The sequence below is a fragment of the Photobacterium sanguinicancri genome, assembly GCF_002265265.1.
In the GTDB taxonomy this organism is placed as follows: Bacteria; Pseudomonadota; Gammaproteobacteria; order Enterobacterales; family Vibrionaceae; genus Photobacterium; species Photobacterium sanguinicancri.
The window spans coordinates 1-15702 of sequence record NZ_NOIF01000119.1 but is presented as its reverse complement, the minus strand read 5'-3'; the positions used below and the strand labels follow the sequence as shown (position 1 = coordinate 15702).

The following is a 15702-nucleotide window of genomic DNA, read 5'->3' as shown; positions in this document are numbered from 1 at the left end:
ATTAAACACCATGCTTACAATATAGTTTCATAGTGACAGCGTGTATATAAAATTATGGAATAAAAAACGCGCTGATTTAGCGCGTTTTTTATTTAAGGTGCTAGGCGCTCTATATCCCACGAAGAATTATCATCACTATTGAGTGAAAATAAAAAACGATCATGTAGACGGTGCTCACCCCCCTGCCAAAATTCAACAGAAGATAATTTGACTCGGTACCCCCCCCAAAATGTAGGAACTGGCACTTCACCTTGAGAGAACTTCTGTTTAAGTTCCATGTACTTGCCTTCTAACGCTTGCCTTGCTGTTAAGCGACTGCTTTGTTTACTCGCCCACGCGGCAATTTGGCTTTCCTTCGGTCGGGATGAAAAGTACTTCATGACTTCAAATACGGATAATTTCTCAGCTACGCCCGTTACATGCACTTGACGCTCAATCCCATGCCAAGGAAAATGTAAGCTAATTTTTGCGTTATCAGCTAAATGTAAAGCTTTACGGCTACCAAGGTTGGTATAGAACACAAAGCCATCTTCATCAAAATGCTTCAGCAAAACGATACGCTGGAACGGTTGCCCATCTTGATCGACTGTCGCAACCGTCATTGCCGTCGGGTCCGTCAACTTCGCTTCAACCGCCTGATCAAGCCACTTCCTAAAGAGGGGAACAGGTGATGTAGGCAAATCGTTACGGCGTAACCCACCTCGGGTATATTCTCGACGAATATCAGACAAATCCATTGTTATCTCCACTGATTAACTGGATACCGAGTGATCACTTCAATCACACTAATTGGCGATTATAATACGATAATTCCCCTGAGAATGATCAACTAATCCCCACCAGACAACAATTTACTTTCTTTCACGCTATCGCCGCTAGGAAACTTTGCAAGAGCAGTCACACCTTATACACAGCTCCCGTAGCATTCACAGTTTGATTGGTATCATTTCCCTATACGATCTTGCAGGAATGTTCAGTGTGAACAGAAAGAATACCCTTGTCCTTTTAAGCCTGGTTGGAGCCTTACTGTGTGGCCTCGTCAGTGCTATTACTTATCAACAAGTCAAACAGCACCTCTCTGATAAAATCATCAGCGATATCAATCAGCTTGGTGAAAAAATTGATGCACAATTATCACGTTACAGCCAACTACCCAAGGTGCTCGCGAGCGATCCCCGCTTACTCGATGCTCTGGTAACCGATGAACAAAGTGCACGTGCAATCAACCATCAGTACAAGCAAACAAGTTTATTGCTAGAGTCTTGGGCTTCAACCCTTCGTGCAGACACCCTTTACCTTATCAATCGTCAAGGCGATACTCTCGCCGCGAGTAACTGGCAATCAGAAACCAGTTTTGTCGGTCAAAACTATGGCTATCGTCCTTATTTCACCCAAGCACTTGCAGGTAATGTCGGGCAATATTTTGCACTAGGTGCACGCTCTGATAAACGCGGTTACTACTTCTCTGCACCTGTGTACAAAAAAAACGAAATCATAGGGGTATTAGCACTCAAAGTTGACCTCTCGATTATCGAAGATATTTGGAACTACGATCAAGTAGATTACGCCATTGTTGATCAGCACGGTATCGTCTTTTACAGTTCGGAAGATGCTTGGTTGTACCATTCACTCGTCGCTTTACCAAATACGCTGCGTAAAAGCGTCATCGCATCGCGTCAATATGGCAATGCTAAACTGCAAGCAATAAGTAAGCACTCACTTCTAAGTGATTTTCAGCAACAAGACATCACTGAAATACTTATCCCAACCAAAAAAACAACGATAGAAATGCTGACAACCTACCGTGAGATGAACAAGGTAGGCTGGTCAATATATGGCTTTTCGCCTATTAACGCCGCTTATCAGTATGTATTTCAAGCGCTATTTATTTTTGTCGTTTTCTATTTAATGCTATGCCTTGCCATTGTGTCTTGGTTACAAACCAGCTTTGCTCAAACACAGTTAGCCCTACTTAACGACAAGCTTGAACAGTTAGTCATAGAACGTACCCGCAATTTAATGGAAACCAACCAAGAATTACGCGACACAATTAATCAATATGAACTATCACAAGCTGAGCTTAAACAAGCACACAGTGAGCTAGTGCAAGCCGCTAAGCTTGCAATGCTTGGTGAACTATCAGCCAGTATTAACCATGAGATAAACCAACCGTTAGCCGCCATGCGTACCTATGCAGAAAACTCTCGCAAGTTATTGGTCAAAGAGCGTTACGACGCAGTCGCCGGTAATATTGAAGAAATCATTAGTCTTAATAAAATGATCGCTGACATTATTGCGCGCTTCAAAGTTTTTGCCCGTAAAACCACCGAGAATAATACCCGCACAGCCGTCGCTGACTCCATTCGATCGGCAACCAGCTTGTTACGCAATAAACTGATAAAACACGGTGTCATTTTACGCGTTGAAGAATTACCACCACATCTTGTGGTAAACATAGATGCCGTACAGTTTGAGCAAGTACTCATTAATTTGCTCCATAATGCGATACAAGCGCTAGAGAATGCGCATCCACCACAAATTGGTGTTCACTTCACGCCACAAGAAGATACCGTTGCCATTCACATTTGGGATAATGGTCCAGGCTTAGATGACGAGCAAAAACATAAAATTTTCAATCCTTTCTATACATCTAAACCAGACGGTTTAGGGCTTGGATTGACCATATCACGACGAATTATCGATGCTTTTTCTGGCACATTAACCGTCAAAGATCACAGTGGCGGAGGGTGTGAGTTTATTATCACACTGCCACGTAGTACCGAGGATGGACAATGAGTAAGAAAGTCATTTTTATTGATGACGAAAAATCAATACGTGATGCTTTAGGTCAAACTCTAGAAATTGAAGACTATGACGTGAGCTTATTTTCCAGTGCTAAGCCAGTCCTGGCGGAATTAGATAACCATTTTGAAGGGGTGATTATCTCTGACATTAATATGCCAGAGATTGATGGCATCACTTTCTTAAAGCGCGCGTTAGCGATTGATCCAGAGCTGTCCATTATTTTACTGACAGGACACGGTGATATTTCTATGGCCGTTGAAGCGATGCGTCTTGGGGCATACGATTTTCTTGAAAAACCGTTCTCTACCGATAATTTACTCGACGTAGTCAAACGCGCGGGTGATAAGCGAGAACTGATTCTAGAAAACCGCGAATTACGCCGTGAATTAGAAGCACAAAGCGGCCCAGGCCCGCGTATTTTGGGTAACAACCCGAAAATAAAGCAGCTACGGCGTATATTGACCCACATAAAAGATGCCCCTGCCGATGTGATGATCCATGGTGAAACGGGGACAGGTAAAGAGCTGGTTGCGCGTTTTCTTCACGATCATAGCATCCGTCATGATAAACCTTTTGTCGCAATCAACTGTGGGGCAATTCCAGAGACTATGATTGAAAGTGAGCTCTTTGGTTTTGAATCAGGGGCTTTTACTGGCGCACAAAAAAAACGCGTAGGCAAAATTGCCCATGCCAATGGCGGTACATTATTTCTTGATGAAATTGAATCGATGCCAATGGCGCTACAAATAAAAATGCTGCGTGTATTAGAAGAGCGTAAAGTTGAACCACTAGGTACCAATAAATGTGTTGATCTTGATGTTCGCATCATTGCTGCAACCAAAGAAAACTTACGAATCAAGAGTGATAAAGGCGAGTTTAGGGATGACCTTTATTATCGACTTAACGTCGTCTCGGTCGAAATTCCGCCTTTGCGTGAACGTAAAGATGATATTCCGATGCTATTTCAAAACTTCGTTCGTTCAGCCTCGACTCGCTACAGCATTGAACCAACGGCAATTACGCTGGAGCAACAACAGAAACTCCTTGAACATGACTGGCCAGGCAATGTCCGCGAACTTCGTAACTTAGCGGAAAGATTAGTACTCATGGGCGATGCATCTGGTTTCAACGATGGTGAGAATTTGCATGCAGACCAGACTTTATTAAGCTTAAGTGAACGTGTAAATCAGTTTGAATTCACCTTGGTATGCGACGCACTCAAACGCCATAACGGCCGTTTAAAAGAAGCACAAGAAGAGCTAGGACTCGCGCGAAAAACACTCTATGACAAGATGAAAAAACACAATATCGACAAAGATGATTTTAAAGCATCCCATTAAGGACGAATTTCAGGCCTAACTCACTGTATCCGCATTACTTAACCACCGTGACTACCCCCTGTTAAATGGTGTAAACACGGTGGTGTTTTCAGAATCCAACCCTACCTACCTCGCAAAAAAAAGCTCTTAAGCCAAGCCCCTATCTGTTAAACGCCAAGGCTCTGATAGATTTTTGTTTACGTCTATCTTTTCCTTTAACTTATCAGGTCAAGCACGTGCTATGACACTATTTAAGAATTTATTTCGCATCTCTCTACTTGCCGGTTTGTCTCTAATTATGGTGATGTCCGTAACGCGTTTTATCGCCTTACAGTCAGGAACAATACTCGCTCAACAGCAACATATCCAACATGCACTCTCTCAGGATTTTTCGTTGCTTCCTCGCCAGCATTACGATACGAGCCTTGTCGCGCTTTCCGCTTTTTTGACAATGCAATTGCACCCTGATGATTACCAGTCCATAGCAATCGCGCCAACACAGGCACAGCAACAATCATTGACGATCACGAGCCCGCAAACCAAATCGGCAGCCCCAGCGTGGTTTATAGCCATCTTTGGTGACAACAGCTATTCGCAAACACAGACGATTAACTTGGTTAATGACACAGTAATCGTGACAATTTCAAACAATGAAAAATGGCTTGCAGATAATTTATGGCACCACACCCAACAACTTTTAATTGAAGCGGGCATTATTTCATTTAGCTTTACCTTGGTTATTTTTTTCTTATTACGCTTATCATTTACACCATTCCAACGTCTAATTACTTACGCCAAGCAACTAGAACAAACGCATCAAGCCAATCCTCCACCTCACACCCGCTATCAAGACTTAAATCTACTCAATAAGAGCTACAGCTCACTCGCACATAAATTAGAGAGCCACTTTCGCGTTCAAGCAAAGGAAGCCGCTCACTTGCGTGAAAAGGCATATCGAGATCCAATTTCACAGCTAGGTAATCGCGAGTATTTTTTAAATCAGTTAGATGCATGGCTCACGAAGTCTGAGCAAGGCGGTTTAATTTTGATTCAAGCAAAAGTGATTAACCAAAGTTATCGCCACAAAAACTACCAACGTGGTGATCATCTTATTCGTGAAATTGCCCAGACATTGAACCAAACAATCACACACAGCAACAGTACCCTTGGTCGAATATCTAAAACGGAATTTGCCGTATTATTGCCACAAATTCAGCAAGAAAAATTACACTCGTTAGCCGAATTAATACTCGGAACTCTGCTTCCCTTGACGAAAGAATTTGATACCCCGCTTGGGATCACGATTGGGTTAGTCATTACAGAGCACGGGACGTCTGCGAGCCAATTACTGGCGCAACTGGATAATGCTGTCATCGCCGCAGCACAGTCGCCCTCAAGCCCGATAGCGCTGTCTGAAGGGGAGAGCAATACCAATAACAAAGGAAAGCAATACTGGAAAGAACTCGTACTGTCAGCCATACGTAACCAGCAAATACATTTTCACTATCAACCGGTATTGATGCAAAACAACACCGTCTATCATCAGGAAGTATTTAGTACTATTAAACGTAATGATGAAGTTATCTCTGCTAATCAATTTGTCGGAGCTTTAGATGAACTAAGCCAAGGCACTATATTTGATAAACATGTCATTGTATCTTGTGTAAAGCAGCTACAAACAGATCGTCAATTACCAGCACTTGCTATCAACTTAACCCGTAGTAGCGTTCAAGACCCAGCTTTTCATCGTTGGTTGCATGAGCTGCTCCCATATCATCCGCTTATCTGTAAACGTTTATTTTTTGAGATCCAAGAAGGGTGTTTCATTGAAGGCACCGATATGACGCAATTGCTCTGTCAGTTACTCAATCGTTTTGATGTACGCTTCGGTATTGATAATTTTGGTCGTCACTTTAAATCGCTTGAGTACCTTAATGATTTCAAACCAGCATACGTGAAAATTGATTTTGCCTTTACCATGCAATTAAACAATCCAACACAATCGGCTGTACTCACATCCATATCTCGTACCGCGCATAGCCTTGGTATAGAAACCATAGCGACTCGTGTTGAAACTGAAACCCAACTAGAGCGATTATCTGAATTGTTCATCAGCGGTTTTCAAGGCTATATCATTGAACGGCAAGTCACACGCACTAACAATGTGGCTTAGCAATATGATTAAGCGGTGAATTTACACTGTAAAACGGAGGAGGGAATGTTGTGACTTAGAATAATTACCGTCTATTTACAGTGTAAATAGATCAACGGTTTCCAGCTAGGCGCCATAGAAAAGTACCATTTACACTGTAAACTTATAGCGGCTTAAGTTCGATACCTTGCTCTCTAACGCGGATAATACTCGGGCCATGTTCCTGAGAAACGGGTAAGGCGTACTTCTCAAGCTGACAGTTCACACCAGCATTGATCCGTTTTGCCGCAGTAATGCTAACCTGTGACAGCACATCAATATACTCTTCTTTTAGTTTGTCGTAGCTCTCCTTGCACCTTCTCAAATTCGCGGTATGAAGACGGTGGCTTTCAACTACTTTATTAACGAGGTCTTTAGGACGTTTATTGGTAGGGATTTTTAGTAACTTAATCTGAGCTTCACGCATCTGCGCTAAGTACTCTTTTTCTTCATCCCATAAACGGCAGGTGTCACTGATTTGTTTTCTTAAATGTTCATAGTTAGTAAATGCTGATATTGATGTGACGGTACCCGCCAACGCCCCAATATTGAGTGCATGGACACTATAGCCCACAGAAACATACCCCCCACTCAATGTGCCATATCGCTTAGTATCATCAATAACAGACAGCTTGCCTCGTGTCGTTATGTGGCAATGCAAAGCATGGTGGCTTAGGCAAATATCGTCTTTCGCATCAAGCAAAGTGTATTGAGCAAATTTACTGGTAATCTTTCCACCTGATTTTATCGTGCAAGCGTATTCAGAATCACCCACAGATTGTTTGCCAAGGATCCCTTTAGCAACAGTAATATCGGCACCAGCTTCTAGTTCGGCTAACTCAACGAAGCCCAGTACAGTTAGTGACCCCGAAGCCGTTACCTTCATTCCAGGCTTAACATCGCCTTGTATCACAACACTACCATCAAAGTTCACGTGCCCTGTTGTCGCACTCACATTTTTCACCACCAGTGCATCATCAACTTGGACGCCATTTTTTTTAAAAATAGGAACACCTGGTTGCGTCGCAATAACGAGATCTTCATCGTAATCACTAACCTCAGCGCCATCGTAAAACGAAAACGGCTTATCTTCACCAGGCTTAGCTGGCAGCGTCTCCCCTAACACCGTATAACCATCAATGCCTGCTGTTGCGCGGATACGCTTCATTAATGATTGACCCTGAGCAACACTACATAGCTCGCCTAAATCTCGCATATCGACTTTGTCATGCTCTAACTCACGAGGTTTTAATACTCGCCGACTAATATCATCAACAAGCAGCTCAAAAACACTGTCTTTACCATTCTCAGGTAATCGACCTAGCGCTACTTGCATTGTGATTTTCTCACCAGAAGAGAGTTGATGCGACTTACTCAACAATGTTTGAAGTAAGTTCTTACGTACGCCTTGAACAATATTGTTCTGTTTAAGGGCTGCGATCAGCAAGCTCCCATCTATCGCTCGGCCACCATAGGCACCAATAACAGTAATAGAGGCCGACATATTATTTTTTGCAGTTTTTACGATGAGGCTAGCATCACGTTGTTCTGCAATAACGATAGCTTGCGGGGAAAGGTGCTTGTCAGCATTGAGAATAGCAATAGCGGAATCTATCGCACTTTCAAACAAGAAAAGTCCCTTGCCATGATGTGCTGAAAGTTGGAGGTATATATCCCCTCGCTCAACAAGTTTGCTCGGTTCAAGCAAAGGTTGGGCATGAATAGAAATGGTATTATTTTCTTTGCTCAGCTTCAGGAGCGATTGGGACATAGAGAACTCCTTTGCTCAGCCCGTAAAAACAATCACTAATCGCAGATTATCTTTCATTCTTTATTTTACTTATTTGGGGTTAGGTTAATAGGGCTATCCTTAAAGAACGTCGGTTAGGTCTCATCAATTAAGTGTTATTGTTTATGTTATCAACAACATTGACCCACACTGTTCTTCGGCATGTTTTTGGGTATATATCCCAACACCAAAAACACCCAATGGGTACAATTCCACCCATTAAGTAATATCAACAATGACTAAAAAATGAAACATAGAAAGACAAAACCAATAAAATCAACAACTTAAATTTAATTCTTTATGGTATGTAAAAGTGGCATGCTATTCGCAATATAGAAAGTAACTAATCTAGGGCTACTTCTGAGTAAAGTGATGGCATTCCCCCGATTACGGCCGTCACTTTGTCCTATTTATTGCCTCTCATATTTTGAGAGGCTTTTTTTTATCCAAAATAAATTACGACAGAGTCATCACATGGATCATTATCTTTAAATCAATAGAAATGGCTCAGCTGGCCTTCGTTAAACATCTTATTGGTCTTAAACAAATAGTGGTATAAACCGGATTGTTTCGTCAGAAGCTCTGTAACCATGCCGTCAAGTTGCCCTAATCGAAACAATGAAAGTTGATATTCAACGCTCAAGTCGACAGGAACCACAGATTCAATCGCAAGGCATGCCTTCCCTACCTGAATAACACGTACTCGAAGACCTAATTTACCAAGTTCATCGGCTGACGCTGTTTCTTTAATTAACCTTGCAACAAATCCTGTTGGCTCTAGAGTCAACATTTCGTCTTTAAAAGGCAGATAAGGTGGCGTTGATAGTAACTCAACAGCTCTGCTCGGTATCCGTATCAAGCTCATGACTTCTCACCTTATCATCAATATAAATAAACATTGCGCCTGACTGAACAACGCAGGCGTCTTCAGTTCAGGGCTGATAACTTTATTCGGGTATTGTTAACTTTAGACCAAACAAGAAGAAGAGCATTATTTGAATGATAAGTCGGAGTGAAAAATTTTTAGAAGGGAACATTTACAGTGTAAATTCGATTTAAGATTTACACTGTAAATAGACATATATTATTAAAGCGCAGAAAATGCATCTATTGGCAGTCGTCCACGCTCTTGTAAAAAACGTAAGAATGTTGCGGGCGTATGAGTCACAACTTGCTCGACTGGAAACGCGACTTGTTGAAGTAAAGCTTGTACATGCTCGAAATTACCCACGTCATGGGCAAAGTGTGCGTCTGAACCTGTGGTAATTCGTCCACCGAACTCTTTAATACATGCGGCAATATCAGCACAACGCATCTCACTACCAGCGCGAGAACCGCAAAGTGATGAATTATTAATTTCCAATACCACATTATTGTTTGCAGCTGCGCGAATCACAGCTTCATAATCGAAATCGAAATTGGGGTTACCAGGATGACCAACCGCATCAATACGTCCTGATTCGATGGCGTTAATTAACGCTAAGGTATGTTGGTGTTTATCAGTCGGGCGAAAAATCGGTTCATGAAAACTGCCGATCACCCAATCCAACATATCCAGAATACGTGCATCCATATCAATCTCACCATCTGTATTTAGGATGTTGGTCTCGACACCACGAATGACACCCACACCATGCAAAAATCTCGGTAGCACGCGTTGATTAGCGAAGTGCCAAAAATGCGGAGCACCTGGCATGGTTGGCGCATGATCTGTAACACACATCAGCGATAAACCACGTTGTGCAGCCGCTTGAGCATTTTCTAAAACGGTGCTGTAAGCATGGCCACTCGAAATAGTGTGAGTGTGTGTATCAACCGATAGTTTCATAAGTTCCTTCTTTACGTTTTATCTGATGAATGTAATGAATCCAATAAAAGTGAAACTTGCTCTCGCATTGCTGCTTCGGCCTGTTTACGCCCAACCAGATTATGTAATTTAATCACAGCTGCCCATGATTTTTTTTGAATAACTTTATTAATAAGTAACGCTTCATTTAAACACGCGAAATCATAAATAACTGAAGTAGGTACAGCAAAAGATAGCCATCGTTTAACTAACCACTCGATACTACCAGCTGCGGTATCATAGCCGAGTCCACCTTGGCAATACGCTGATAGTTGCTTGAAAACGAGGCCTTCAATTCTTGCGGGTTCAGCGGATGGATAACTGGCTAACAACCGGTAAAGCAAGCGAACCGTCGTCGCCTCTAGATCTTTAAATTGCTCGTGGCATTGAGCGCTGAAATTTATAGCAAACAAATCTTGAGCATCATGCCACCACGTAAATGACCGTGGTGATAATGGCTTAACGGCTAAGGCAGAATAACTGCCGCTGGCAGCATCTTTAGTAACACCGAGCCGAATAAGTGAAAAACCTGCACTCTGCCAAAAGGCGACTAATTCGTCAGCCACACCAAAGCTAGTGCCTAAGTAATCAAACCCTTTATCTTGTGCCCAGCAGGTTATATCGTTTAATAGCTGCTGCCCGATCTGCTGACGCCACCGAGTAGGATGAACAGCAATGCGTTGGATGCGACCACCTTGCTGCATCGCTGCAGCCGTTAAGCCAATATGTGCCGCAATAGATTGAGGTAACAAATGCCCCTTAGGGCGACGCTGTCCTAAAGTAACTTGCTCTGCCAGTTCTTCAGAAAAACGCCCTTCTTCAGATAACAAGCAACAGCCAATCACTTGATCATCACTTTGGGTAATCCATACCTGTAAGGCGTCATCGTCTAACATTTGAAAAAAATCAGCTGGCGATGTTTGATAGTGCGCATTAATCAGTAAACCAAAGATTTGGGTTAAGCGTTGCGGATCTGCCAGTAACTCAGCTTTCGTTAACATTTGGTTTGTACTGATATACGCCTGCGTGTTGGCTTTTACTGATTTTTCTGTTCCAGAGAGAGAAGCCATTTCGGCATTTAATAACAGCGCCTCAAACACCCAATGTTCTAGTGGATCATTCTCTGCCCAGCGAATAGGCTGATGAATATGTAGTCCTCGCCATTGCGGCATCAGTTTTTCAAGATAGCCACGAAACTTAATGGCAAACCCGCGCCCAGTTCCTTCGTAACCATGAATGGTACTAGCAAAGGCAATGCGATTAAAACGGCTAAGCAAAGGTATTAATAACGGCGAAGGAATGGCTGCAGCTTCATCAACTATCAAGAGATCACACGCTATCTCTTGTTCAATCAAACGATCTGGCGCAATAAACTCAAGAGAGCTAGTGTGCCAATGGAACTCAGATTCTGATACAACACGAAAACCATTACTATTGCGATCGAGCTGATGTCGAGCGTGTTTAAACAGCGTTTCAGCCGTGGCATAACTAGGGGCTGTTACTACGATCTTAATGTTACGCTCACGCATTAAACTCGCTGCAGCTAGCCCTAATGCCGATGATTTACCTCGCCCACGATCAGCCGTCAGAACCAAGGGCCGTTTGCGATGCCCTAACGCCACTTTTCGTATCGCTTCAACTGCTCGAGTTTGATCTGCAGTTACACACCCCCATGCTTCATCGATAACCGAGATACTCGGCGCAGTAGGTTTATCTGTTCTCAGTGGCTGAGGCTGGCAAAGAGGCTGTACGATACAGCGGTCTAGGTCATCATTATGGGCTTCAAAATGGGCCAATTGTCTTTCTAAATGAACACCCTCATCGGCCAATAACGTCAGATCGCTTTGCTGAAAATAAAAACAATTGTTGCGAGTAAATTGGTTGCGTAGCCATTGCCATGATGGTTTATCACCATCTGCTCCCGTCGGTTTAACCAATAAAATAACCACACCGCCACCAACAACAGTGCCAGCAAGCATGCCAAACGCTTCCGGGGAAAAAGTACAATTGGCATCAACGATTAAGCAATCAACTTCTTGTCCAAGCCAGTTTTTTGCTTTCTTCGCCGTCACCACATCAATATCCAACTGGACCTGTGATCCTAACCATAGCGGTGCTGCATAGTGAGTAATAAAACTCGAGACTTGGCTAAGCTGCCAATCGAGCTCACCTTCAAGTACAACTAGCGCACGATGGTGGCGACGATGAAGTGTAGTGATAATACGGGTTGAATAATCTAGCGGCTTAGCCATGGTTACACTCAATAAAAAAGAACTTGCCGATCATAGCATGCTAACTACAAATCAAAAAAAACCACGCTAAAAAGCGTGGTTTTTTAATAACGGATAATAACGTTATTTTAAATAGTCACCGATATAAGCCAAAATGTCATCAACCTGCTTACTCGAGAGTTTTTTCATTTTCAGCTGTAGCTTATCTTCATCACGAAGGAAACTCACTTTTCCCTTAATCAGCTCTTGTTGTTTCGGCTTTTCCACCACAACACGGGGCTTGATAGTCTCCCCCATATCTTCCAGTACCACGGTTACTTCACGCGTGATACGGGCGATACCTTGAACATTTATGGTTTGCCATAACGGCGCATCATTTGCTGAAAGTTGACTAATAAGTTGCTGTTGATCAGGTTGCGTTAAGCCGTAATATAAACGGTGCAATTTAACAATTGTCGGACGGCCTAACTCACTGACACTTGGGTAAGCCATCAGTAATTCCATTGGTAAACTGGCCGCTTTTAGCGCACCACTAACAAGTGCTTCGCTGCATTGACAGTATTTTGCGAGTTCTTTTTGGTCATCAACTTTGCCTTGCTCAAGCAACAATTGCATTTCTTTACCGCGCTCGTACAAAGATAGCGGCTTATGAGCATTAGCAACGTCAGACAAGAATTTAGCATGCTCGCTATTAATGCCTTTCGCGACATAAATTAGAAAGTCTTTCTCTGCCAAAATACATGACATACGACGGCGGCTACCGTCTAGAACTTCGATACGTCCATCATCTAACCATCGACCAACAGCAGGGTATTGTTGACCACGTTCTTTCAACGTCGTCAAAATATCAGCCAAGGCGTGCTCATTCAAAAATGCCTGTTCACGTGCATTTTCGGCAAACACTTGGGTCTGTTGGCGCACCTTATCGGCATTCACTTTAATCAGTTCAAATGCGACGGTATCTTCACCGGCAACCGCTAATTCAATGACTGCGGCTTTATCTTGCGCGGCTTTTTGCGCTTCAACAACATTTGTTGCACGACGTTTATCAGCTTTACCAAATAAACGGGCATTTAAATCCGTTGTTTTAATAGCCATTCGACTATGCCTCCTTATTCAGGTTTGCCCAGTGACTGTGCATAACACGCTCGAGCTCTAAACCAACACGTTGGATTGCATCTTGCGCAGTCGATAGTGTCTTTTTACCGCCTTCAAACTCAGCAGCAGTTAGATCAAAAACCGTGCTGTATGTATCGGCACAGGTTTCGAATGCGCGGCTGCGAGGGACTGTCGCCATCATGACCTGCTCACGTAATAAGTAGTTCATTTCGGTGAGTACAGAAACTTGCTTTTTGTTGTCATCTTCAAACATGGTTGGCATCAAACGAATGAACTCAAGACCATGCCATTCTTCAGGGAACATTTCGTACACTGTGGGCAAGTGCTGGAAAAAGTTAACCGTCGATGCCCAGTCAAGACGCTTGGCCGCACAAGGGATAATAAGCGCATTAGAGGCGTACATTGCGTTCCAAACCAACGGATCGATGTGAGGACCAGTATCGATCATGATCATGTCAAATTCGTCACCGATAGGGTCAATTACGCGCTCTTTCAGTAAACGTACAATATCTAAATCTTGATTAACGGCTAAATCTTGCCATGCATCCGCATTAAACATTGCATCTTCAGGGAAGGCAGCAATCGTCTTTAAGTTTGGATATTGCGTTGGCATTACCACATTATCCATCAAGAAATCTTTATCCATTTCTTGACCTTCAGGCACATTGTTTAACATCACATCTACTGCAGAATAGATAGTTTCCTGTTGGCCGACACTGATCTGAGGATTAAGGAATAAACGTAATGAACCCTGTGGATCTAAGTCAATTAAACAAATGCGGTAACGCTTATCTAAGTCTAACGCCAAACATGCAGCAATGTGCACTGCCGTCATTGACTTACCAGTGCCACCTTTTTGGTTTTGCACATTCACGACCCATGGCTTACGACCAGCGCCTTCACGCTGATAAAATGCAGGCTTTTTCGCCGCATCCATCAATTTATGAGCTTCTTCCAGTGTAATAGAGTAGTGGTTTGCATTGTTTTTAGTAAATTGATGCCCCGTCGCTTCCATTCTAGAAATCGCATCATCTAATTTACGGCGGGTCAAACCAGAACGCGTTTCCATTAATGCTTTCGACATTGGAGGGAAATGCTCTTCGCGGCGCTCTTCTAAAACAATCTCGATACGGTCAGCTTGAACCTGCTTTGTTTGCTCTGCAATATTGAGCAAGTTTTGAATTGTTTGTTCCCTGTTCATTATCACTTATCACTTATCACCATCAAATATCATTGGCTCTATTGTACAACAAAAACAAGCATCAACAATAAAAAGCTGAACATTAGCAACAAATACTCAATACCATTCAAAAAGCGGTTCTCGTCATAAAAAACAGTTTTTGTTAGTGGTCAAAATTTTTATAAATATGGCTAATCACCCTACTTAAACAAATTACTTAAAGTGTTACAGCGTCACCTTTTTACAATGTAAATCTATCCTAGCGCCTGAAAAGTACGAAAACTATGCCGGAAGCGTGATAATTAATAAGCAAATTACGGCCAATGTCAGATCAATTTGGAGGATATAAAGATCAAGCTGAAATCGTTGCTCGAGTACGATCATCACGACTCGATTTTACTCATTTCAGGCTGATCATGACCCTCTCATCACTAATTAAGCAACAAATAACAGCTTTAGCCCTTTTTCACACTTTCTAGCTTGATCATTGTTCCAAGAATAAATAATAAAACTCGCAACGATGATCAAGGCTGTAAATCTAGCTGTAGGATCGAATGAACCAGCAATAATAGACAAAATTATTCGGATCGATGATCAAGCTAATCAGTATGGTGTATAATTTCTTTCGGAAGCATGATAAAACCTCACAAAACTACGGGCAATGCAGTTTCTATAAGGCTTTGCGCGTCATAGCGAGAACGCTGTAAACACGGAAAAAGTACAAAATACCTCATATCACAGAGATTGAAATGCAATATTTCAGACTTGATCATGTCTCCGCTTGCGGACACATGCAATAACAGGGGAAAATTACGGTTGATGTCAGTTCAATTTTTGTATTTCAACTTTCACATCGTGTATTTATCTATAGGCTTTCATAGAAAAGCCCCAAAACAGAGTCAAAATGCATTACGTTGATCATCGTTCCAGCGATAAACTAAGTAAAAAAAACGATGAATATACTTAGTTGGATGATTTTTCACCAACACAACAATAACAAGCTGTGGATAAACTGTTATTTATGCATGATCATCGTTTCTATGCTTTGTTGATCATGTTTTCCAATGATTGATGATCATCGCTCCATTACATTAATGATCATCGTTCTAGCTTATATTTGATCATACTTCCAACAAAAACTTGATCATCGTTCCATAAGGGCTGCTTTTTTTATATCTATCTTTCAATATGTTAGCGTTAAATGATTGCCCTGATCATATAA

At 42.3% G+C, this 15702-nt stretch carries 10 protein-coding genes; 3 read left to right on the top strand and 7 right to left on the bottom strand.

Features of this window, described 5'->3' with window-relative positions:
- Positions 1–92: 92 nt before the first annotated feature.
- The gene (gene pdxH, locus ASV53_RS16265) at positions 93–737 is read right to left on the bottom strand and encodes a pyridoxamine 5'-phosphate oxidase (RefSeq protein ID WP_094957850.1); all 645 of its coding nucleotides are present in this window, start codon (positions 735–737) and stop codon (positions 93–95) included.
- A gap of 232 nt (positions 738–969) precedes the next feature.
- Here pdxH and ASV53_RS16260 point away from each other — a divergent pair, with 232 nt between their 5' ends.
- The 3 genes from ASV53_RS16260 to ASV53_RS16250 all read left to right on the top strand — a co-directional run bounded on the left by ASV53_RS16260 (position 970) and on the right by ASV53_RS16250 (position 6297).
- Positions 970–2796 (top strand): sensor histidine kinase, encoded by a 1827-nt coding sequence (locus ASV53_RS16260; RefSeq protein WP_094957849.1) that lies wholly within the window; start codon positions 970–972, stop codon positions 2794–2796.
- Entirely contained in the window at positions 2793–4145 is a 1353-nt protein-coding gene (locus ASV53_RS16255; protein WP_094957848.1) for a sigma-54-dependent transcriptional regulator, read from the top strand. The genes ASV53_RS16260 and ASV53_RS16255 overlap by 4 nt, the downstream gene beginning before the upstream one ends.
- A gap of 220 nt (positions 4146–4365) precedes the next feature.
- Positions 4366–6297 carry an EAL domain-containing protein gene (locus tag ASV53_RS16250; RefSeq protein WP_141226260.1) on the top strand — a complete coding sequence of 644 codons (1932 nt, stop codon included), beginning with the start codon at positions 4366–4368 and terminating at the stop codon, positions 6295–6297.
- A gap of 142 nt (positions 6298–6439) precedes the next feature.
- Here the strand turns inward: ASV53_RS16250 and ASV53_RS16245 are convergent, their stop codons facing one another.
- The 6 genes from ASV53_RS16245 to ASV53_RS16220 form a co-directional block, all read right to left on the bottom strand.
- Positions 6440–8086, bottom strand: coding sequence for a flagellar assembly protein A (locus ASV53_RS16245; protein WP_094957846.1), 1647 nt, complete (start codon positions 8084–8086; stop codon positions 6440–6442).
- Between the two features lie 511 nt (positions 8087–8597).
- On the bottom strand, positions 8598–8969 hold the full coding sequence (locus tag ASV53_RS16240; RefSeq protein ID WP_062692182.1) for a hypothetical protein: 372 nt from the start codon (positions 8967–8969) through the stop codon (positions 8598–8600).
- A gap of 222 nt (positions 8970–9191) precedes the next feature.
- The gene (locus tag ASV53_RS16235) at positions 9192–9932 is read right to left on the bottom strand and encodes a phosphatase (protein ID WP_094957845.1); all 741 of its coding nucleotides are present in this window, start codon (positions 9930–9932) and stop codon (positions 9192–9194) included.
- 11 nt (positions 9933–9943) lie between these two features.
- Entirely contained in the window at positions 9944–12202 is a 2259-nt protein-coding gene (locus tag ASV53_RS16230; protein WP_094957844.1) for a tRNA(Met) cytidine acetyltransferase TmcA, read from the bottom strand.
- Positions 12203–12304: 102 nt separating this feature from the next.
- Entirely contained in the window at positions 12305–13279 is a 975-nt protein-coding gene (locus ASV53_RS16225; protein ID WP_062692174.1) for a ParB/RepB/Spo0J family partition protein, read from the bottom strand.
- 4 nt (positions 13280–13283) lie between these two features.
- Entirely contained in the window at positions 13284–14501 is a 1218-nt protein-coding gene (locus tag ASV53_RS16220) for an AAA family ATPase (protein WP_062692168.1), read from the bottom strand.
- Positions 14502–15702: the final 1201 nt, after the last annotated feature.